Source organism: Pseudonocardia oroxyli, assembly GCF_900102195.1.
In the GTDB taxonomy this organism is placed as follows: Bacteria; Actinomycetota; Actinomycetes; order Mycobacteriales; family Pseudonocardiaceae; genus Pseudonocardia; species Pseudonocardia oroxyli.
In genome coordinates this window covers 229,029-250,311 of sequence record NZ_FNBE01000006.1, presented here as the reverse complement: position 1 = coordinate 250,311, position 21,283 = coordinate 229,029, and the positions used below count along the sequence as shown (strand labels likewise).

General features: G+C 73.4%; 17 protein-coding genes and 1 pseudogene. 12 read left to right on the top strand and 6 right to left on the bottom strand.

What is annotated here, in order from left to right; genetic code table 11:
- Window positions 1-140: 140 nt before the first annotated feature.
- The 10 genes from BLS43_RS11690 to BLS43_RS11645 all read left to right on the top strand — a co-directional run bounded on the left by BLS43_RS11690 (window position 141) and on the right by BLS43_RS11645 (window position 11,486).
- Window positions 141-2,864, top strand: coding sequence for a putative bifunctional diguanylate cyclase/phosphodiesterase (locus tag BLS43_RS11690; RefSeq protein ID WP_093082287.1), 2,724 nt, complete (start codon window positions 141-143; stop codon window positions 2,862-2,864).
- A gap of 131 nt (window positions 2,865-2,995) precedes the next feature.
- On the top strand, window positions 2,996-4,060 hold the full coding sequence (locus BLS43_RS11685) for an ABC transporter ATP-binding protein (protein WP_093082731.1): 1,065 nt from the start codon (window positions 2,996-2,998) through the stop codon (window positions 4,058-4,060).
- A gap of 16 nt (window positions 4,061-4,076) precedes the next feature.
- Window positions 4,077-4,721, top strand: a complete 645-nt coding sequence (locus BLS43_RS11680; protein ID WP_093082725.1) for an ABC transporter permease — start codon at window positions 4,077-4,079, stop codon at window positions 4,719-4,721.
- The gene (locus BLS43_RS11675; protein ID WP_093082720.1) at window positions 4,718-5,473 is read left to right on the top strand and encodes an ABC transporter permease; all 756 of its coding nucleotides are present in this window, start codon (window positions 4,718-4,720) and stop codon (window positions 5,471-5,473) included. The genes BLS43_RS11680 and BLS43_RS11675 overlap by 4 nt, the downstream gene beginning before the upstream one ends.
- On the top strand, window positions 5,470-6,393 hold the full coding sequence (locus BLS43_RS11670) for an ABC transporter substrate-binding protein (protein WP_093082283.1): 924 nt from the start codon (window positions 5,470-5,472) through the stop codon (window positions 6,391-6,393). Before BLS43_RS11675 ends, BLS43_RS11670 begins: the two co-directional genes overlap by 4 nt.
- 405 nt (window positions 6,394-6,798) lie before the next feature.
- Entirely contained in the window at window positions 6,799-7,479 is a 681-nt protein-coding gene (locus tag BLS43_RS11665) for a DUF5134 domain-containing protein (protein ID WP_093082279.1), read from the top strand.
- A 355-nt stretch (window positions 7,480-7,834) separates the two neighbouring features.
- A complete protein-coding gene (locus BLS43_RS11660) occupies window positions 7,835-8,095 on the top strand; it encodes a hypothetical protein (RefSeq protein WP_093082274.1) in 261 nt (86 codons plus the stop codon).
- Entirely contained in the window at window positions 8,095-8,343 is a 249-nt protein-coding gene (locus BLS43_RS11655) for a hypothetical protein (RefSeq protein ID WP_093082269.1), read from the top strand. Before BLS43_RS11660 ends, BLS43_RS11655 begins: the two co-directional genes overlap by 1 nt.
- Window positions 8,344-11,124, top strand: coding sequence for an FtsK/SpoIIIE domain-containing protein (locus BLS43_RS11650; protein WP_093082264.1), 2,781 nt, complete (start codon window positions 8,344-8,346; stop codon window positions 11,122-11,124).
- Window positions 11,121-11,486 (top strand): hypothetical protein, encoded by a 366-nt coding sequence (locus tag BLS43_RS11645; protein ID WP_093082260.1) that lies wholly within the window; start codon window positions 11,121-11,123, stop codon window positions 11,484-11,486. The genes BLS43_RS11650 and BLS43_RS11645 overlap by 4 nt, the downstream gene beginning before the upstream one ends.
- Before the next feature lie 66 nt (window positions 11,487-11,552).
- Here the strand turns inward: BLS43_RS11645 and BLS43_RS29940 are convergent, their stop codons facing one another.
- From BLS43_RS29940 to BLS43_RS11620, 5 genes are all read right to left on the bottom strand, one after another.
- On the bottom strand, window positions 11,553-11,726 hold the full coding sequence (locus BLS43_RS29940) for a DUF6104 family protein (protein WP_093082256.1): 174 nt from the start codon (window positions 11,724-11,726) through the stop codon (window positions 11,553-11,555).
- Between the two features lie 4 nt (window positions 11,727-11,730).
- Window positions 11,731-15,468 carry a multifunctional oxoglutarate decarboxylase/oxoglutarate dehydrogenase thiamine pyrophosphate-binding subunit/dihydrolipoyllysine-residue succinyltransferase subunit gene (locus BLS43_RS11635; protein ID WP_245707443.1) on the bottom strand — a complete coding sequence of 1,246 codons (3,738 nt, stop codon included), beginning with the start codon at window positions 15,466-15,468 and terminating at the stop codon, window positions 11,731-11,733.
- A 210-nt stretch (window positions 15,469-15,678) separates the two neighbouring features.
- A complete protein-coding gene (locus tag BLS43_RS11630) occupies window positions 15,679-16,473 on the bottom strand; it encodes a hypothetical protein (RefSeq protein WP_143030013.1) in 795 nt (264 codons plus the stop codon).
- 49 nt (window positions 16,474-16,522) lie between these two features.
- Window positions 16,523-17,551: an LLM class F420-dependent oxidoreductase gene (locus tag BLS43_RS11625; RefSeq protein ID WP_093082242.1), complete on the bottom strand. Its 1,029-nt coding sequence runs from the start codon at window positions 17,549-17,551 to the stop codon at window positions 16,523-16,525.
- Between the two features lie 48 nt (window positions 17,552-17,599).
- A complete protein-coding gene (locus tag BLS43_RS11620) occupies window positions 17,600-19,156 on the bottom strand; it encodes a long-chain-fatty-acid--CoA ligase (RefSeq protein WP_093082237.1) in 1,557 nt (518 codons plus the stop codon).
- A gap of 141 nt (window positions 19,157-19,297) precedes the next feature.
- Here BLS43_RS11620 and BLS43_RS11615 point away from each other — a divergent pair, with 141 nt between their 5' ends.
- Both BLS43_RS11615 and BLS43_RS11610 read left to right on the top strand, forming a co-directional pair.
- Window positions 19,298-20,197, top strand: coding sequence for an ATP-binding cassette domain-containing protein (locus BLS43_RS11615; RefSeq protein WP_093082715.1), 900 nt, complete (start codon window positions 19,298-19,300; stop codon window positions 20,195-20,197).
- Window positions 20,194-21,027, top strand: coding sequence for a hypothetical protein (locus BLS43_RS11610; protein ID WP_093082233.1), 834 nt, complete (start codon window positions 20,194-20,196; stop codon window positions 21,025-21,027). Before BLS43_RS11615 ends, BLS43_RS11610 begins: the two co-directional genes overlap by 4 nt.
- Here BLS43_RS11610 and BLS43_RS11605 read toward each other — a convergent pair.
- Window positions 21,020-21,268 (bottom strand): annotated as a pseudogene (locus tag BLS43_RS11605) (cation:dicarboxylate symporter family transporter); the annotation flags it as partial. The gene BLS43_RS11610 and the pseudogene BLS43_RS11605 sit on opposite strands and share 8 nt — an antisense overlap.
- Window positions 21,269-21,283 lie beyond the last annotated feature (15 nt).

Here is a 21,283-nt window from a genome sequence, read left to right as displayed (position 1 = left end):
GAGTGGATCACGGAGACGTACCTCACTCGGGTTGACGTCGGCCATTCGAGGCGGATGACCGGATCGAGTGGAGCAGTCGCTCGTTGGAGTCGGTGACGGCGTCAGAACGGCGCCGGCACGGGCTTACACGGGGGGCACCGGTGGGCGGTTACGGAGATCGCGACGAGGGGGTCGACGAGCAGGTACCCCCCGGCCTGCCCGATCCCGACGAGGACCCGGTCCGCAGGCTCGGGCGGCTCCGCTCGCGGGCTGAGGCCCCGAAGCCGGAGCAGGCCCGCTTCGCCGACCGGATCGCGCGGGCGATCTCGGCGCCCTCGGGCGGTCGCGTCCCGACCTCGCGCAGGCCGACGCCGCTCCCGGTCGAAGCCGAGCCTGTGGACGACGGGGACGCCGAGGCCGGCACCGAGCCCGGCACCGTGCAGGTGGTCGCTCCGCCGGAGCAGTACTCCGGCCCGCACCTCCTCCCGCCCGCCGAGATCACCGACCCGGGGGTGCCGCCGACCGTGCGGGACGCCGCGTTCGGCCCGCCGCCCGTGGAGGTGGTGCCGCTGCCGACCGCGCCGTCGGTGGTCTGCGACGCGCGGGACCGGATCCTGCGGGTCAACCCGGCCTTCCTGCGGCTGGCGGCCCACCACGGCCCGGACCCGATCGGGCTTCCGCTCGACCGCATCCTCAGCGGCCCGGACGCCGACGCCCGGCTGCGGCGCGCGGACGGCGTGACCGTCCGGGTGCGGGTCGTCCGCTGGGCGCTGCCGGGCGGGCTCGAGGCCGTGCTGTTCGTCGAGCAGCCCGAGCCCGACCGACGCTGGACGGCCGAGCTGGAGCGGATGGCCCGCGTCGGGACCTGGGGCTACGACCTCGCCACCGCGACCCTGCGGCGCAGCCCCTCGCTGGACCGGCTCTACGCCGAGCTCGGCGTGCGGCCGGACGGGCCGCTCGGCCCGATCGAGGGCGAGCAGGTCGCGGCGCTGTGCCGCGCGCTGCGCGCCGGTGAGGTGCCGGAGGAGCAGCAGGTGGAGCTGCGGGTCGGCGGAGGCGGAGCTCGCGGAGCCGACCATTCGTCCGGTGGTCACGTGCTGACCTGCCGCGCCCGCGTCGAGCGCGGTCCGGACGGGCGGCCGCTGCGGCTGGCGGGCATGGTCCGGGACGTCACGCCCGAGCAGCCGGTCCGACCCCGCTCCGACCACGCCGCCGAGCGGTTCGCGGCGCTCATGGCGACCGTCGCGGACGGCGTCGCCCTGTTCGACGCCTCCGGTCGCCTGACCGACGCCAACCCGACCTTCTGCAGGCTGCTCGACCGCCCCCTCGAGGACCTGCGCTCGCGGACCGCGCTGGCCCTCTCGGCCGACGCCACCCCCCAGCCGGACACCGGCGCCGCCGAGCTGCCCATCTGGCTGCGCCGGATCGCGCCGGGCGGCGAGGGCTACCGGCTCGACGCCGTGCGCTTCGCCCGCGGCGACGGCACCACCCTCACCTGCCGGGTCGGCGTCAGCGCCTCGCTGTCCGACGACGGCGATCCGTTCTGGCTGGTCACGGCCACCCGCCCGGAACGCCCGGCGGTCCCCGCCGCGATGGGCGACGACGACCTCACCGGCCTGCTCGACCGCGCGGGCGCCGTCGCGCTGCTGGCCGACCTGCTCGCGGGCGCGGGCCACGACCGGGTCGCGGTCGTCTGCGGCGACCTGGACGACTTCGCCCGCGTCAACTCCTCACTGGGCCACGACGCGGGGGACGACCTGCTGGTCGAGACCGCGGAGCGGCTGCGGCGCGGACTGCCCGCCTCCTGCACCGCCGCACGGCTGTCCGCCGACCAGTTCGCGGTGCTCTGCGCCGACCACGCCCTCACCGACGGCCCGGAGGCACTCGCCCACACGGTCGCGGGCCTGCTGCGGGCGACGGCGCCGGTGCACGGCGCGACGGTCCGGATCACCGCGTCCGTCGGCGTCGTCACCCCGGACGTCCTCCCCGACGGCGAGACGGACCTGCTCCGCTACGCCGAGGTCGCGATGCAGCACGCCAAGCGCACCGGCCGCGGCGAGGTCGTCGTCGCGACGGCCTCGGTGGTGGCCGCCGCGGACCAGCAGCTGGAGCTCGAGGCCGAGCTGCGCGCGGCCCTCGCGGACGACCAGCTGGTGCTGGAGTACCAGCCGGTCGTCGGTCCGGACGGGACCGTGCTGTCCGCGGAGGCCCTGGTGCGCTGGCGCCACCCCGAGCGCGGGACGGTCAGCCCGGGGGAGTTCCTCCCGGTCGCCGAGCGCGCCGGGATGATGCGCGAGCTCGACCTCTGGGTCCTGCGCACCGCGGTGCGGGAGGCCGCGGACTGGCCCGCGCCGGCCGCCGTCGCGGTGAACCTCGCCGGGCTGCTGCCCAGCGACCCGCTGTTCCTCGCCGAGGTCACCGCGGCCGTGGAGGCGGCGGGGCTGGGCTGGAACCGGCTGATCCTCGAGCTGGTCGAGACCAGCCTCGTCGAGCTGCCGCAGTCCGCGCTCGACGCCATGGCCGAGCTGGTCGGGCTGGGCGTCCGGTTCGCCGTCGACGACTTCGGCACCGGCTACTCCTCGCTGGCCCGGCTCAAGCAGCTGCCCGCCCAGACGGTGAAGGTCGACCGGGCCTTCGTGACCGGTGTGGCGGCGGACCCGGCGGACTTCGCGGTCGCCCGCGCGGTCGTCGACATGGCCAGGGCACTCGGCCGCACGACGGTCGCCGAGGGCGTGGAGACCGCCGAGCAGTTCCACGTGCTGCGCGGCCTCGGCGTGGACGCCTACCAGGGCTGGCTCTTCGCCCGGCCCCTCGAGCCGGACGCCCTGCGCCGCACCCTCGCGGGCGGCCGCCTCGCCACCCCCGCCCGGGCCCTCGGCGCCTGAGGGCCCGCGCGGCGCCGCCCCGACCGGTCCCGATGGGATCACGGTCCGCCATTCGTGTCGCTCTTGTCGGTGGGTGCGGTTAGGGTCCCAAGGCGCCCGAACGGCGGGCGTCTGTGGACGGGGGAATCGACGTGATCGAGTTCCGGAGCGTCACGAAACGGTTCGCCGACGGCACGGTCGCGGTGGACGGGCTGGACCTCGTGGTGGAGTCCGGGAAGATCACCGTGTTCGTCGGGCCCTCGGGCTGCGGCAAGACCACCTCGCTGCGCATGATCAACCGCATGATCGAGCCGACCGAGGGCACCATCACGGTGGACGGGCGGGACGTCATGGCGGGCCACCCCGCCGACCTGCGGCGCGGCATCGGCTACGTCATCCAGCAGGCGGGGCTGTTCCCGCACAAGACGATCCGGGACAACATCGCCACCGTCCCCCTGCTGCTCGGCTGGTCCAAGCCGAAGGCGCGGGCGCGGGCCGAGGAGCTGATGCAGACCGTCGGGCTCGGGCCGGAGATGGCGGGCCGCTACCCGGCGCAGCTCTCCGGCGGGCAGCAGCAGCGGGTCGGGGTGGCCCGCGCGCTGGCCGCGGATCCGCCCGTCCTGCTCATGGACGAGCCGTTCAGCGCCGTCGACCCGGTGGTCCGGGAGAGCCTGCAGGACGAGCTGCTGCGGCTGCAGGGCGAGCTGGGCAAGACCATCGTGTTCGTCACCCACGACATCGACGAGGCCGTGAAGCTGGGGGACAAGGTCGCCGTGTTCCGCACCGGCGGGCACCTCGCGCAGTACGCCGAGCCCGCCGAGCTGCTCGCCCGCCCGGCGGACGACTTCGTGGACGGCTTCGTCGGCCGCGACCGCGGGTACCGCACGCTGGGCTTCCTGTCGGACGAGGTGCCGCTCGGCACCATCACCCCGGTGCACGTGGGGGAGTCCGCGACGGGCGGCTGGACGCTGGTCGTCGACGAGGAGGACAAGCCGCTCGGGTGGGTCACCGGGGCGGGCCCGGTCGCGGAGGCGGACGTGCTGCCCGGCGGCACCCTGCACCCCGTGGCGAGCGGGTCGCTGCGCAGCGCGCTGGACGCCGCGCTGTCCTCCCCGTCCGGGCAGGGCGTGGCGGTGGACGACGAGGGCAGGCTCGCGGGCTCGATCTCGGCGGATGCGGTGCTCGCGGCCCTCGCCGCGGCCCGCGAAGCGGCGTGAGGGGCAGGACCGGCTGATGGTCTGGGACTGGATCCCGCGCAACACCGCGCTGATCTGGGGGGCCTTGCAGGTCCACGTCGTGCTGGCGCTGATCCCGGTGGTCGCCGGGCTGGTGCTCGCGGTCCCCCTGGGCTGGCTGGCCAGCCGCAACGGCGCCGTGCGGGCCGTGTTCATCCCCGCGGCCAGCGTGCTCTACACGATCCCGTCGCTGGCGGTGTTCATCGTGTTGCCCGCGATCCTGGGCACCCAGATCCTCGACCCGCTGAACGTCGTCGTGGCGCTGACGATCTACACCGTCGCCCTGCTCGTCCGGTCGGTGGCGGACGCGCTCGCCGCCGTCCCGGCGCTGGTCGTCGCGGCCGCCACGGCCATGGGTTACAAGCCGGGGCGCCGGTTCGTGTCCGTGGAGCTGCCGCTCGCCGTGCCGGTGCTGATCGCCGGGTTGCGGGTGGCCGCGGTGTCGAACATCAGCCTGGTGTCGGTGGGCGCGCTGATCGGTGTCGGCGGCCTGGGGCAGCTGTTCACCGAGGGCTACCAGCGGGACTTCCCGACCGAGATCATCGTCGGGATCGTGCTGATCGTGCTCCTGGCGCTGGTCGTGGACGGGCTGCTGGTCTTGGCGGGCCGCTTCATCACTCCGTGGGCCCGGGTGGCGGCATGAGCCTCCTGTTCTCCTACCTCTTCGATGCGGCGCACTGGTCGGGGCCCACGGGCATCCCGGCGCGGATCGGGGAGCACCTGTTCTACTCGGTGCTGGCCCTGGCCCTGGGCGCGGTCGTCGCGGTGCCCCTCGGCGCGCTGATCGGCCACACCCGCCGCGGCGGGTTCCTGGTCGTCGGGATCGCGAACGGGATGCGGGCGCTGCCCGAGCTCGGCCTGCTCACGCTGCTGGTGCTGCTCATGGGCATCGACCTGCTGCCGGTCACCATCGCGCTCGCCGTCCTGGCCGTGCCGCCGCTGCTGGCGGGCACCTACTCCGGGGTGCGCAACGTCGACCAGGGCGCCGTGGACGCGGCCCGCGGGATGGGCATGCGCGAGTGGCAGATCCTGTTCAAGGTCGAGATCCCGAACGCGCTGCCCCTGATCCTCGGCGGGCTGCGCGCCTCGGCCCTGCAGGTCATCGCCACCGCGGCGGTCGCGGCCTACGTCAGCTTCGGCGGCCTCGGCCGCTTCCTCATCGACGGGCTCAAGTCCCTCGACTACTCCCAGATGGCGGCCGGGGCGATCCTGGTCGCCCTGCTGGCCCTCGCCGTGGAGGGACTGCTCGCGCTTGTGCAGCGCGCCGTCGTCTCACCCGGCCTGCGCGGCGGCGGCAGGCGCTCGCCGACCGCGGAGATCACCACCCCCGACTCGTCCCCCGATTCCACCGACACCACCACTGCGACACCCGAACCGGCAGGAGCGACGCCGTGAACCTCAGACGACCCCTCACTCTCGTGGCCGCAGGCGCGGCCCTGGTGCTGGGCCTCACCGCCTGCGGCGGCGGGGGCAACCCGGTCGCGGGCGGATCCAGCCAGGCGCCCGCCGCGGGCGACACCATCCGGATCGGCTCCGCCGACTTCACCGAGAGCCAGCTGCTCGCCCAGATCTACGCGCAGGCCCTGCAGGCCAAGGGCGTCCAGGTCGAGGTCACGCCGCCGATCGGCAGCCGCGAGGTCTACTACCCGGCGCTCACCGACGGCTCGATCGACATGGTGCCCGAGTACACCGGCACCCTGCTGCAGTACATCAAGAAGGACGCCACCGAGACCGCGCCGGACGCGGTCTACACGGCGCTGCGGTCCGTCGTCCCCGCCCCGCTGACGGTGCTGGACAAGGCCGCGGCCGAGGACAAGGACGCCGTGGTGGTCACCCAGGCGTTCGCGCAGCAGAACAACCTGAAGTCGATCGCCGACCTGGCGCCGCTGGCCGCGAACGTCACCTTCGGCGGGCCCTCGGAGTTCCAGACCCGGCCGGACGGCATCCCGGGTCTCAAGGAGACCTACGGCCTCGAGTTCAAGGGCTACACCGCGCTGGACGCGGGCGGCCCGGTCACGGTCAAGGCGCTGGCGGACGGCCAGGTCCAGGCCGCGGACCTGTTCACCACGGACCCGAGCATCGAGGCGAACAACTTCGTGGTGCTCGAGGACCCGCAGAACAACTTCGCCGCGCAGAACGTCGTCCCGCTGATCAACTCGGCGAAGGCGACCGACCAGGTCAAGCAGATCCTGAACGCGGTGCAGGCCAAGCTCACCACCGAGGGGCTGCTGGAGCTCAACAAGACCGCGAACGCGCCGGACAAGCCCAACCTGGACACCGTCGCCAAGAACTGGCTGACCCAGCAGGGCCTCTAGCGGCCCCGCGCGGCGCCGCGCCGCCCTGATCCGCCACTGATCCGTCCGACGAGAGCGGAGCGGTCGATCTCCGACCGCTCCGCTCCTGACGAGTGGATCATCGCGGTGCTCCGGGTGTGATCTGTCGCACAGTCGGACCGGTCCGGTCATTCGACGGGTGCGGGGTGGCGCGTCCGCGCCCTTGGGAGGCAGGGCCGACAGCCCCCTCGTGTCGGCGGAGTCCAGGACGAATGTCCGGACCGCTGCCGGTGGTTCCGCCACGGGCGTCGGGCTGGGACACTGAAGTGCCCCGGACCGCCTGTCACCCGCTGTGGGTACCCGACCACGGAGTGGATTCGATTGCTCCGTTCTGCTTACTCTCCGGCCCGACCGAGCAGTAGTCCGGCCTGAGGGAGTCGACCGTTCATGACCTGGTTCACCGCCCTGCTCGCCGCCGTCTCCCTCGGCCTCGGGCTGCTGCACCTGGTACGGCTGGCCACGGCCCGCCGAGACGGTCGGCCCGCGGTCGGGGAGGCCTCGCACGCCGCCATGGGGTTCGGGATGGCCGCGATGTTCTCGCCGCTCGGTGACCCGCTGCCCGCCGCCGCCTGGATCGCCGTGTTCGGGCTGAGCGCCGCCTGGTTCGCGGCCTCGGTGCTGCGCACCGGCCTCGAGACGGACGACGCGGGGCATCACGTCGTCTGCGGCATCGCCATGCTGTTCATGCTCGGGATCGGCCTGCAGACCGAGGCGTCCGGTGCCGGCGGGCACGCCCACCACGGCGGCGCGACGGGCCCGGGGGCCTGGGCGTCGGTCGTCGCGATCGGGCTGGCCGGGTACTTCGCCTGGCACGTCATGCGCTGCGGAGACCGCTTCGCCGCGGCCCACCGCTCGCGCACCGCGGTGCTCGCCACCGCGGGCGGCCCGGCGGAGCAGGAGCCGCACTCCGCCCACCCCGCGCACTCCGTCCACTCCGCGGGCTGCGCCGCCCACGCCCCGGCCATCGAGGGCACCCGGCTCGCCGTCCTGCGGACCCCGCAGGCCGCCGCCGTGGCGCACCTCGTCATGGCCTCCGCGATGGCGGTCATGCTGCTCACCATGATCTGAGAGCGATTCACCAGGTCCGTGACGAGCAGGACGAGGAACAGCAGCGACGCGGTACCCAGGAACAGGTTCGAGACCCACCCCGAGCGCCCCTCCCGCGCCACCCGCGTCGGGTTGAGCAGCAACAGCACCGGCGACCATCGTGGCGACGAGGTCGCCCGGGCCGACCCCGGTCGGCGGCGGCTGCTCGGTGGTACCGACCTGCTCGGTGCTCACCGCGGCCTCCCGGGGTGGGTGTCCCGGGTCACGGTAAGGATGTCCGGTCCGTCCCGCAGGACGAGGGCTTCACTGCCGGTGACGACACCCACGCGGTACGTTGCTCGCGAAATCATCTGCACAGAGAGGGACGACTGCCGCCGTGGCGAGCATCGAGGAAGTGCGGTCCGGGATCGCGCAGGCCAACGACCGGGCGTCGGAGAGCCTGGGGGCCCTGCAACAGGCCCAGGACTGCATCGAGCAGGCGCAGACCGCGCTGGCCCAGGTGACCGAGGGCAGCAGCCAGAGCGACGTGGAGCAGGCCAACGCCTACTTCGCCGACGCGGCCAGCAAGATCGGGGACGTCCAGCAGGCCGTGAACGCCGCGATGGAGGCCGCCGAGGGCGTCTCCGCGCGCTTGTAGTGTCCCTCGGTGAACTGCGCGCCGCGCTGGACGGGATCGGTGGGCTCACCGCCGAGGCCCGTGCGCACACCCTCGTCGCCGCCGAGCGATTGAGCGAGGCGGCGCGCATCCTGGAGGAGCTCACGGCGCGGGCGGGTACCGACCTGCCCGCCGAGCACCTGAGCCGGGCGCGCGAGGAGGTCGACGACGTGGCGGTCGCGTTGTACGAGGCGGGCGAGCTGATCGGCGGCCTCGGGGCCGGGCTGTAGATGGCGGGACTGCCCGGTGCGCGGCGGCGCGAGCGCGTCGCCGCGGCGTTCGACGCCTTCCACGCCGCCACCGCGCGCGTACTCGGCGCGGCCGGTGGGCTGCGGGACGAGGCGGTGCACCGCCAGGCCGTGGCGATGTTCGAGCTGTGGCTGCGCCGCGAAGGGGTCGACGGCGCGGCCCGGGACCCCGGTCTGGGGCCCGCGTTCGGCTCCCGGCTGCTCGGCCCCGTCGCCGCGCGCGCGGAGGCGGACCGCAGCGCGGCGCTGGCGGAGTGGGCCACGGACGGGCCCGGGCGGCTGCGGGACCTCCTGGCCGAGGCCGCGCCCGGCGCCGCGGGTGACCCCGGTCTGGGCTGGATGGGGGACGTGCCGCTGCCCCCGGTCGGCGGCGAGTCCCGCGGGGACGACCCGGCGCGGGGCGGCATCGAGGGCTTTCCCCGGTTGTGGCGGATCGGCGCGGGCCGGGTGGAGGGCGGCGGGGACGACGGGGGCGAGTTCCCGGTCGCGGTCCCGCTGCTGGACGAGGCCCACCTGCGCGTGGACACCACCCCGAACACCCGGGCGGACGGCGAGGCACTGGTGGAGCGGCTGCTCATGCGGCTGCTGTCCGCCTTCCGGCCGGGGGTGCTGCGGGTGGACGTCTGGGACGGCAGCCAGTACTCGATGTTCCCCGCGATGCACCCGCTCTCGCGGACCGACCTGCTCGTGGCACACGACCCCAACCGGCTCGACGACCTGCTTGAGGAGCTCTCGGCCCGCATCCGCCGGGTGCACCAGCAGGTGCTGATCGAGGGCTACACCTCGGTGTCCGCGCATGCCGCGGCCAAGGGGCAACGCAGCGAGCCGTGGGTGGTCGTGGTGCTGGCCGGCCACCGCTCGGCGCTGCCGGACGAGCAGCAGCGGCAGCTGCAGCGCATCGCCCGCAGCGGCCTGGCCTGCGGGATCGTGCTCGTACTGCTGGACCTGCCGATCACGGTGGCCGCGCCCGTGGAGAGCGTGCGGCTGACCGAGACCGACGTCCGCTGCTCGATGACCGGGCCCGCCGTGGAGGTGGCGCCGGACCCGCCGCTGGACCGGGCCGCCGTCACCGCCGCCTGCACCACGATCGTCAGCGCGCACGAGCGGTGGCGGGCGCTGGTGCGCCGCTTCGACGACCTGCTTCCGGCCGAACGGGGGGAGGGCGACTCCGCGCCCGGGCTGCAGACCGAGATCGGCTTCAACGACGGCACGGTCGTCGAGCTGCGGCTCGACGACAGCTCCCCGCACGCGCTGATCGGCGGCCCCAGCGGCTCCGGCAAGACCAACCTGCTGCTGGGCATGATCGCCTCGCTCGCCGCCCGCTACCGCCCCGACCAGCTCGCCTTCTACCTGCTCGACTTCAAGGAGGGCGTCTCCTTCGCGCAGTTCGCGCCCGGCCGCCGGGACCAGACCTGGCTGCCGCACGCGCGGCTGATCGGGATCAACGTCAACACCGACCGGGAGTTCGGGCTGGCGCTGCTGCAGTTCCTCGCGGACGAGATGCGCACCCGCTCGGAGGTCGCGAAGGCCAACGAGGTGACCAAGCTCCAGGAGCTGCGCGGGCTGCCCGACCACGAGCGGCAGTGGCCGCGGATCGTCGCGGTGATCGACGAGTTCCAGTACCTGTTCGCCGAGAACGACGCGCTGGCCAAGCGGGCGACCAACCTGCTCGAGGACGTCGCCCGGCGCGGGCGCTCGCAGGGCATCCACCTGGTCTTCGCCAGCCAGGACGTGTCCGGCATCGAGGCCTTCTGGGGCAGGCCCGCGATCTTCGAGCAGTTCGTGCTGCGCATCGCGCTGCCCCGGGCCCGCCGGGTGCTGGCCCAGCTCAACGAGGTGGCGCTGACGCTGCCCAAGTGGCATGCGGTGATCAACCACGAGTCCGGGATCCGGCACGCCAACGAGATCGCCCGGATCCCGGACGCCGGCGCCGGGTCCGCGGTGCACCAGGTCCAGAAGGAGGCCCACCAGCGGTATGCGGGCGAGCCGCCGCGGCTGTTCGACGGCGCGCGCTCGCCGTCCGCGGCCGCGCTCGTCGCCCGCGTCTCGCCCGAGGATCCCGTCCAGGCGGTGCTCGGCCAGGTGATCGACATCGACGGCACCGCCGCGCGCGTCCGGCTGCCGGACGCGCCGGGGCGCAACGTCGCGGTGCTGGGCAGCAGTGAGGACGCCGTGCGCGTGCTCGCCGCCGCGGCGCGGTCGCTGGCCCTTACCAGCCCGCGGGCCCGGTTCCTCGTCGCCCCGCTGGTCGGGGACACCGAGACGGTGGCGGCCGCGGTGCGGCAGGGGACGTCCGACCCGGATCTGGTCACCGTCACCCTGACCGGGTTCCGCGCCGCCGTCGAGGACCTCGCGGAGCAGGTGCGCGGCCGCGCCGCAGGCGGCGACCGCAGCCCGGTGTTCCTGCTGGTCCAGGGGGCGGACGCGGCCGATCCCCTGCTCGAACGCAGCGGCACCGACGCGCTGCGGACCGTCGTGCGGTTCGGGCCGGAGGTCGGCGTGCACGTCGTCGGCTGGTGGCGCTCGCCCATGCGGCTCAAACAGCTGCTCACCCTGTCCGCGAGCCCGGACGACGTCGGAGCCTGGATCGGGCTCGACGTCCAGGGCGCCGAGCTCGCCCCGTTCGCCTCGATGACGGCGGTCGCGTGGAGCCCCCGCGCGGGCCGCGGCCTGTTCTTCGACCGCGCCCAACACGCCCGGCCCGAGGTGGTCCTGGTCCCCGGACCGGACGAGGCGGCGCCGGGGCCGGGGGAGATGTCGTGACCGAGCAGTCGCCCGCCGAGCGCTACCGCGCGGAGACGGCCCGGATCGCCTCCGCCGCCGAGGCGCTGCGCAGGCGGGACGCGGTGCGGGCCGCGGAGCTGGAGGACCGGCTCGCGGTGCTCGACGACCGCATGGGCCGGATCGGGGAGCGGGCCGCGATGAGCGAGCTCGCGGCGCGCTCGCACTGGGAGACCGCGCTGGACGCCATGTGGTCGGAGGCGTGGATGACCGTCCGCCCCTTTCCCCGCCCCGACCCGAGCGCGGACCCACGGCGCCTGGCGGAGTACGAGCAGGAGATGTACGCGGCCCACCAGGCCCTGATGGCCCTGATCCAGCGCACCAAGTTCGGCTTCCGCCGCTGAGTCCCCGCCCCGCCGACCGACGAACGGCGCGTTCGCCCACCAGGTGTGAGCGAACGCGCCGTCCGCCTACTCGTCCTCGTCCTGGCGGGCCAGGTAGGTGGCGAGGCGTTCCACCGCGTCCTCGTAGTGCGGGTGCTCGTCGACGAAGTCTCGGAGCCGGGCGGCCAGCCACTCCACGCTGACCGCCTCGTCCCCACGCCGGGAGACCAGCTCCTCGATGCCCCTGTCGGTGAAGTACATCCGACTAGCTGAAGGCCTTGCCGATCAGCTCGCGCTGCTCGACCTCGTGCACCTTCGACGACCCCGCCGCGGGTGCCGCCATCCGGCGCCGGGAGACCCGCTTGATGCTCGCCAGCCGCTCGACCTTCTCCGGCAGCTCCAGACCCATGTGCGGCCAGGCGCCCTGGTTCGCGGGCTCCTCCTGGACCCAGCGGACGTCACCCGCGTTCGGGTACCGCTCGAGGATCTCGGTGAGCTCCGCGTCCGGCACCGGGTAGAGCTGCTCCACGCGCACGATGGCCGTGTCGGTGATCTCGTTCTTCTGCCGGTGCTGGTGCAGCTCCCAGAAGATCTTGCCGCTGCACAGCAGGACCTTCGTGACGCCGGCGGTGTCGCCGCCGGAGCGGAACTGCGGGTCGTCGATCACGGGGCGGAACCGGCTGCCCTCGGTGAAGTCCTCGACTCGCGAGACCACGGCCTTGTTCCGCAGCATCGACTTCGGGGTGAAGACGACGAGCGGGCGGCGGACCCCGTCGAGCGCGTGCCTGCGCAGCAGGTGGAAGTAGTTCGCGGGCTCGCTGGGCAGCGCGACGGTCATCGAGCCCTCGGCGCACAGCTGCAGGAACCGCTCGATGCGACCGGAGCTGTGGTCCGGGCCCTGGCCCTCGAGGCCGTGCGGCAGCAGCAGCACGACGTCGCTCATCTGGCCCCACTTGGCCTCACCGGACGAGATGAACTCGTCGATGATCGACTGGGCGCCGTTGACGAAGTCGCCGAACTGCGCCTCCCAGAGGACCAGCGCCTCCGGGTTCGCCACCGAGTAGCCGTACTCGAAGCCGACGGCCGCGAACTCCGACAGCGCCGAGTCGTAGGGCAGGAACCGGCCCTGGTCCTCGGACAGGTGGCGCAGCGGGTAGTACTCCTCGCCGGTCTTGCGGTCGATGACCACCGAGTGGCGCTGCACGAAGGTGCCGCGCCGGGAGTCCTGACCGGAGAGGCGGACGAGCTTGCCGTCCATCGCCAGCGAGCCGAAGGCGAGCAGCTCGCCGAAGGCCCAGTCGATATTCCCTTCGCGTGACATCGTCGAGCGCTTCGCCAGCACCGGCTTGACCCGCTGGTGCGGGGTGAAGCCCTCGGGCAGGTCGACGTGCGCGTCCCCGATGCGGTGCACCACCTCGAGCGGGATGGCGGTGTCGAGGTCCTTCGGGATGACCTGCTCGCTCTCGACCGAGGTCGAGACGACGGGCGGGTTCTTCTCCAGCTCGCGGACCTCGTTGAACACGTGCTCCAGCTGCGAGGAGAAGTCCTTGAGCGCGTGCTCGGCCTCCTCCATCGTGATGTCGCCCCGACCGATCAGCGACTCGGTGTAGATCTTGCGCACCGAGCGCTTCGCGTCGATCACGTCGTACATCGCGGGCTGCGTCATCGAGGGGTCGTCCCCCTCGTTGTGGCCGCGCCTGCGGTAGCAGATCATGTCGATCACGACGTCGTTGTTCCAGCGCTCGCGGTACTCGACCGCCAGCTTGGCGACCCAGACGCAGGCCTCGGGGTCGTCCCCGTTCACGTGGAAGACCGGCGCGCCGATCATCTTCGCGACGTCCGTGCAGTACTGCGAGCTGCGGGAGTGCTCCGGGGCGGTGGTGAAGCCGACCTGGTTGTTGACGACGACGTGCACGGTGCCGCCGGTGCGGTAGCCGCGCAGCAGCGCGAGGTTCAGCGTCTCCGCGACGACGCCCTGGCCCGCGAACGCCGCGTCGCCGTGCATCATCAGCGGCAGGACGGTGAACCCGCCCTCGCCCTTGTCGAGGAGGTCCTGCTTGGCGCGGACGATGCCCTCGAGCACCGGGTCGACCGCCTCGAGGTGGCTCGGGTTCGACGCCAGCGACACGACCGTCTCGCCGTCGCCGAACATCCGGAAGTACTTGCCCTCGGCGCCCAGGTGGTACTTAACGTCGCCGGAGCCGTGCGCCTGGCCCGGGTCGAGGTTGCCCTCGAACTCGCGGAAGATCTGGCTGATCGGCTTGCCGACGATGTTCGCCAGGACGTTCAGCCTGCCGCGGTGCGGCATGCCGATGACGACCTCGTCCAGCTCGTTCTCGGCGGCCTTGTCCAACACGGCGTCGAGCAGCGGGATGACGGTCTCGCCGCCCTCGAGGGAGAACCGCTTCTGGCCGACGTACTTGGTCTGCAGGAAGGTCTCGAACGCCTCGGCGGCGTTCAGCTTCGAGAGGATGTACTTCTGCTCGACGACGCTCGGCTTCTGGTGCGGGACCTCGATGCGCTCCTGCAGCCAGGCGCGCTGCTCCGGGTCCGCGATGTGCATGTACTCGGTGCCGACGGTGCGGCAGTAGGAGTCCCGCAGCAGGCCCAGCACGTCCCGGAGCTTCATGTGGTGCTCGCCGCCGAACCCGCCGACGGCGAAGTCCCGGTCGAGGTCCCACAGGGTGAGCCCGTGGCTGAGCACGTCCAGGTCCGGGTGCCGGCGCTGGCGGTAGTTCAGCGGGTCCGTGTCGGCCATCAGGTGGCCGCGGGTCCGGTAGGACTCGATCAGCTCGAGGACGCGCGCGGTCTTGTCGACCTCGCCCTCGGGGAAGTCCTGCACCCAGCGGATCGGCTCGTACGGCACCCGCAGCGACGTGAAGATGTCGTCGTAGAAGCCGTCGTCGCCCAGCAGCAGGCGGTGGACCCGGCGCAGGAAGTCCCCGGACTCGGCGCCCTGGATGATCCGGTGGTCGTAGGTCGAGGTCAGCGTGATGATCTTGCTGACGCCGATCTGGGCGAGCCGCTCCTCGGACGCGCCCTGGAACTCGGCCGGGTACTCCATGGCCCCGACGCCGATGATCGCGCCCTGGCCCTGCATCAGCCGCGGCACCGAGTGGTTGGTGCCGAGCGTGCCCGGGTTGGTCAGCGAGATCGTGGTGCCCTGGAAGTCCTCGGCGGTGAGCGCGCCGTTGCGCGCCTTGTGGACCATGCCCTCGTAGGCGGACCAGAACTGCGCGAACGTCATGTTCTCGCAGCCCTTGATCGACACGACGACGAGCGAGCGCTGGCCGTTCTTGCCGGGCAGGTCGATCGCGAGGCCCAGGTTGACGTGCTCGGGCGTGACGATCGTGGGCTTGCCGTCGGTCTCCGCGAAGGACTTGTTCATCCCGGGGAAGTCCGCGAGCGCCCGCACGACCGCGTAGCCGATCAGGTGCGTGAAGGAGATCTTCCCGCCACGGGTGCGCTTGAGCTGGTTGTTGATGACGATCCGGTTGTCCGCCAGCAGCTTGGCGGGCACGGCGCGCACGCTGGTGGCCGTCGGCACGGCCAGCGAGGCGTTCATGTTCTTGACGACCGCGTTCGCGGCGCCGCGGATCGGCGCGACCTGGTCCTTGTTCTCCGCAGCCGGCCTCGCGGCGGCCTGCGAGGTGCTGCCCGCGGCGGGCTTGGCGGGCGCGGCGGCGGGCGTGCGGGTCCCGTTCGCGCGGGTCTCGGTGGCGGACGTGGTGGCGGAGCTGACGGGGGCCACGTTCTGCTTTCCAGTCTCGGCGGCGGCGGGGGTGGAACCGTTGGTGGACGACTTGGCTGCGGGTGCGGCGGGCTCGGCGGGCGCGGCGGCGGCGGCCTGCTCGGCATCGGCCTGCTCGGCGGCCGCCTGCGCGGTCGGGCTGTCCTCGGCGGGGGCGGCGCCCGACAGCGAGCCTCCGGGTCGGTAGTCGGCGAAGAAGTCGTGCCAGGCCGGGTCGACGTCCTTCGGATCGTCGAGGAAGCGCTGATACATCTCCTCCACGAGCCATTCGTTCGGGCCGAAGTCGTTCGCCCCGAATTCGCCGGTATGGCCGGTCGTACTGCCTGTGGACACTCGCTCTCAACCGCCTTGGTTCGCCTGACGCTTCTCGATCGCCGATGACCGGGTTCCCAGGGTAGTCCTCTTCAATCGGGCGTACCCACGGTGTTCGTCGCGTATCACGTGTCCGTTTCGTTGCGCGGGCTAGAACCCGGGCGGTGAACCGATCAAGCCGACCACGGACGTGCGGACCGACGTTTCGGCGATCATGGTTCCCGCCGCCAATCCGCACGGCGAGCTCCGGCGCAGCACGTCCCGCTCCCCGGCGTACTGGCCGTCGACGGGGTCGACGAGGAGCTCGGTGCGGGTCGGCCCGGCGTCGTGCACGAGGGCCTGGCAGAGGTTGCCGTCGAGGTCCTTGACCTCGTCGACGAGCGTGACGTCCGGCAGCTCGAGCAGGGCCGCGTACAGCGCGCCGCGCAGGTCGGCGGGCAGCATGCACGTGCGCAGCGCGTCGACGGCGCTGCGGAAGGGGCCGCTGTAGCTGCGCCCGGGCGGGGAGTCCTCCTCGAGCCGGGCGCGCAGGGCGCGCGGATCGCGGGGGAGCAGGGCGACGAACTCCGGCGTCGGGTTCGCCCAGCCGCCCGCGGGCCGCCGCGGCTCGAGCTCGTTCAGCTCCGCGTAGAAGTCGCCGAACGGCGCCCGGAAGCGGCCGACGGGCCAGTGGTCGGTCAGGGTGAACCCGGCGGCGACGGCGGCCTCACCGGACCCCGCCAGCCACTGCACGCGGCCGGTGAGGACCCGGTCGAGGAGCCAGTCGGACTCCTGCATCGCCGGGGTCCACTGCTGGAGCAGGTGCTCGGAGAGGTGGACGTAGCACGACGGGTCGTCCGCGGCGTCGTCCCAGAAGGTCCCCATCCACCACGCGTGCGTCGCGATGTACCGGTAGGCGTCCGCGGCGAGCGGCTCGTCCGAGGTACGTACGGGCAGATCCGGCACCACCCCATTGTGGAACGGGCTCCTCACGCGCCGTGACCGACCCCCCGGGTCACGCCGGGAGCCACTCCTTGACCTGCGACAAGACCTTCGGGGCGTCCGCGGTGACCGGAGTGACCTGCAGGTGCGTGACGCCCGCCTCGTGCAGCGCGGCGATCCGCTCCTTCACGAACCCGGGTTCGCCGACCAGCGTCACGGAGTCGATGAACTCCTGGGGCAGCGCGGCGGCGGCCTCCTCCTTGCGCCCGTCGAGGTAGAGGTCCTGCACGAGCTTCGCCTCGTCCGGCCAGCCCTGCCGCTGCATGACGGTGTTGTAGAAGTTCTTGCCGCGCGCGCCCATGCCGCCGACGTAGAGCGCGAACATCGACCGGGCGGCGTTGCGGGCGTGCTCGAACATCTCCGGCTCGAGGGCGAGGAACCCGCCGCCCGCGATCTGCAGCGGCCCCAGCGCGGGGTCCCGCTTGGCCAGGCCCGCCGCGAGCGGGCCGCCGAAGGCCTGCTGGATCCGCTCCGGGACGACGGCGTGCGGCAGCCACCCCTGGGCCAGCTCGGCGGTCATCTCGAGGTTCTTGTCGCCGAGGGCCGCGACCCAGATCGGGATGTCGCTGCGCTTCGGGTGGTTGACGAGCTTGAGCGGCTTGCCCAGCCCGGTGCCGCCGGAGAGCGGGATGTCGTAGATCCCGTGGTGGTCGATCTTCTCCCGCCGCCACACCTGCCTGCAGATCTCGATCACCTCGCGGGTGCGGGCCACGGGCTTGTCGAACGGCACGCCGTGGAAGCCCTCGATCACCTGCGGGCCGGAGGTGCCGATGCCCAGGATGGCCCGGCCGTTCGTCAGGGCGTCCAACCCCGCCGCCGTCATCGCCGTCAGGGTGGGGGTGCGGGAGTAGATCGGCAGGATCCCCGAGCCGATCTCGACCCGCTCGGTGCGGGCGGCGAGGTACCCCATCACCGAGACGGCGTCGTAGCTGTAGGCTTCGGCGACCCAGACGACGTCGAGGCCCGCCTTCTCCAGCTCGACGATCCGCTCGGCCCCGCCGACCGGGTCGTCGGAGTACGGCAGCTGTGTCGAGAGCTTCATGACAGTGAGACTGTCAGATCGTTCCGCGCAGGCACAGGCCCCGTTCGGTCAGACCGTGCGGCGTTCGCGGCCGGCCCAGTACGGGGCGCGGAGGTCCTTCTTGAGGATCTTGCCGGTCGGGTTGCGCGGCAGCTCGTCCACGACGTTGATCCCCTTCGGGCACTTGAATGCGGCCAGGTGCGCGCGGCAGTGGGCGAGCACGGCCGCCTCGTCGAGGCCGCCGGGTGCCACGACGACCGCGCGGGGCACCTCGCCCCACCGCTCGTCCGGCACCCCGATCACCGCGACGTCCGTGATGCCCGGGTACTCGGCCAGTACCCGTTCGATCTCGGCCGGGTACACGTTCTCCCCGCCGCTGACGATCATGTCCTTGACCCGGTCGGTCACGTACACGTAGCCGTCCGCGTCGAGGTGGCCGCCGTCCCCGGAGCGCAGCCAGCCGTCGGGGGTGACGGCCGCCGCCGAGGCCTCCGGCTGCGTCCAGTACCCGGCCATCAGCTGCGCGGACCGCACCCAGATCTCGCCGGGCTCGCCGGTCGGCACCGGGTCCCCGGTCGCCGGGTCCCGGACCTCGATCTCGCAGCCGTGGATCGGCGTGCCCGCGCTGATCAGGCGGTGGGCGACCGACGGGTCCTCGTGGTCCGCCGGGCCGAGCGCCGACACCACGCCGCAGGCCTCGGTCATGCCGTAGACCTGGTGCATCCGGCCCGGGAACAGCGGCAGGCAGGCACGCAGGACCGGCAGCGGCATCGGCGAGGCGCCGTAGGACAGCGTGCGGATCGCCGACAGGTCCCGCTCGGCCACCCCGGGCACCTGCGCGACGCCCGCGAGCAGCGCCGGGACCAGGAACGTGTGCGTGATCCGCTCCTGCTCCAGCTGGGCGACGACCGCCGCCGGGTCCGGGATCCGCAGCATCACGATCCGGGCGCCGTGCGCGATCGCGAGCAGGGCGTAGGACGTGCCGCCGACGTGGAACAGCGGCATCGCCACCTGCACGACGGCGGTCGGGTCGACCTCGAAGCTGTGCCCCACGTTGTCCGAGTGCGCCAGCATCGCGCGGTGGGTCAGCAGGACGCCCTTCGGGAAACCCGTGGTCCCGGACGTGTAGAGCTGCACGAAGCAGTCCGCGGGATCCACCTGGGCGGGGCCCGGCTCCGGCTCGTGCGCGGCGAGCCAGGCCTCGTACTCGTCCGTCCCGACGGTGCGGCGCACGCTCGGGATCCGGTCGCCGATCGCGGCCGCCGCGGCCGCGAACTCCGGCCCGACGAGCAGGAGCGACGCGCCCGCGTCGTTGATCACGTAGACGATCTCCGGCGGCGCCAGCCGGAAGTTGACGATGGCGTTGGCGGCCCCGATCCGCGCGCACGCCAGCGTCATCTCCAGACACGACGGGTGGTTCAGGTCCAGCACCGCGACCCGGTCGCCCGGCCCGATCCCCTCGGCCCGCAGCGCCGCGGCGAGCCGCCGGACCCGCTCGTCGAGCTCGGCCCAGGTGCGGCGCACCTCGCCGAACCGCAGGGCCTCGGCCTCGGGCCGCTCCGCGGCCCAGCGATCGAGCAGACCGGGGATGTCGGAGACGACGGGGCGTTCGGGGGACAGGGTCATGCGGAGCCTCCTCGTCGAGGTGATCGCGACCACACTATTCGGGTTCCGGACCGGACAGAAGGGCCGAACCGAGCACGCCCCCGCACCCGGCGCCGCAGGCGGGGGAGGCACGATGGGGCGCACGCGAACGAGGGAGTGGGTGTGCAGCCGGACGGCAGCGGGCGGATCCGGGTCGACGGGCTCGGCAAGACCTTCGGGGCGGTCGCGGCCGTGCGGGGGCTCAGCTTCACCGTCGAGCCCGGGGCGGTCACCGGGTTCCTGGGGCCGAACGGCTCGGGCAAGACGACCACGCTGCGGGCGATCCTCGGGCTGGTGCGGCCGACCACCGGGTCGGCGCTGGTCGAGGGGGTCCCGTACGCGCAGCTGGCGCAGCCGGGCCGCGTCGTCGGCGCGGTGCTCGAGGCCCAGGGCGTGCACCCGGGCCGCACCGCGCGCCGCCACCTGGAGGCCGTCGCGGCGGCGGTCGGGGTGAGCGACGAGCGGGTCGCGCAGGTGCTGGAGCTCGTCGGGCTCGCCGACGCCGCGGACCGCCTCGCGGGCGGGTTCTCGCTCGGCATGAACCAGCGGCTCGCGCTGGCGACCGCGCTGCTCGGCGACCCGCGGATCCTGGTGCTCGACGAGCCGGGCAACGGCCTGGACCCCCAGGGCATCGCCTGGCTGCGGACGTTCCTGCGCGGCTTCGCGCGCTCGGGGCGGACCGTGCTCGTCTCCAGCCACCAGCTCGCCGAGATCGGCCAGACCGTCGACCGGCTCGTGGTGGTCGACGGCGGCTCCTGCGTCTACCAGGGCGGGCTCGACGGCGTCCGCGGCCGCGCCGCCGTCCGGGTGCGGTGTGCCGACCCGGCCCGCCTCGCCGAAGCGCTCGCCGCCCGCGGGGTGCTGGAGATCGACCACCTCGCGGACGGCGAGCTGGCCGTGGCCGCCGACGCCGTGCTCGTCGGGGACACCGCGCTGGCCGCGGGGGTCGCGCTGTACGGGCTGGTCGAGGAACGGGGCGATCTGGAGCAGATGTTCCTGCGGCTCACGGGGGGTGTGGCATGACGCCGGTGCTGCGCTCGGAGGCGCTCAAGGCGCTGACCGTCCGGTCCTGGTGGACCCTCGCGCTGCCCGTGGCGGCGCTGGCCATCATGATCAACATCTTCGGCGGGGTGTTCGGGGCGGCCGTCGGGAGCGGCCTCGACGAGGGGCTCCCCGGCGTGCTCCTCGCCTCGCTCGCCTACTCCCTGTCCCTGACGAGTGTGTTCGCCGCGGTGTACGGCGCGGTGTCGGCGACCGCGGAGTTCCGGCACCGGACCGTCAGCACCACCTACCTCACCGGCGGGCGGCATCCCGTGCTGCTGGCCAAGGCGGCGGTGGCCGCGGGGGTCGGGGCCGGGTACGCGCTCCTCGCGGGGGTGCTCGGGCTGTTCGCCGGGCTGCTCGGCCAGGGCGCGGCCCGGCTGCCCCCGGTCGGACTGCTGCTCGGGGTGATCGCGTTCGGGATCGCCGTGTGCGCCGTGTGGGGGGCACTCGGCGTCGCGGTCGGCACGCTGGTGACCAACCAGGCGGGCGCCGTCGTCTCGCTGCTGGTGTACCTGCTGGTCGCCGAGAACCTGATCGCGCTGGTGCTGCGCTCCGGCGCGGACGACGATCGCGCCCCCGGCGCCGTCGCCCGGCTCTCGTCCTTCCTGCCGGGCAACGCCACCGACATCGCCCTCTACGACCTGCCCGCCCACGAGCTCGGCGGCCGCTTCGGCACGTCGCTGGTGGAGGGCCTGGCGGGCGTCTCCGGGCCGCCGCCGGGCTGGGGCGCGCTCCTCGTCCTGCTGGTCTGGGCGGGCGCGGGGATGGCGCTGGCCTGGGTCGTCGGGGACCGGCGGGACATCACCTAGCGACGGGCTCCGGGGCGGTCGGCTCCTGCTGCGGCTCCCGGTCCGGCAGGTCCTCCTGCGCGGCGACCAGCACCGGGACGGTGATCTGGCCCGCGACGTTCGTCGCCGTGCGCATCATGTCCAGGATCGGGTCGATGCCGATGACGACGGCGATCCCGGCCGCGATCACGGCGGGCGGCAGGCCGACGGCGGCCGTGGTCAGCGTCAGCATCGTGAACCAGCCGGTGGTCCCGGCCGTGGCCGGTCGCTCAAACCC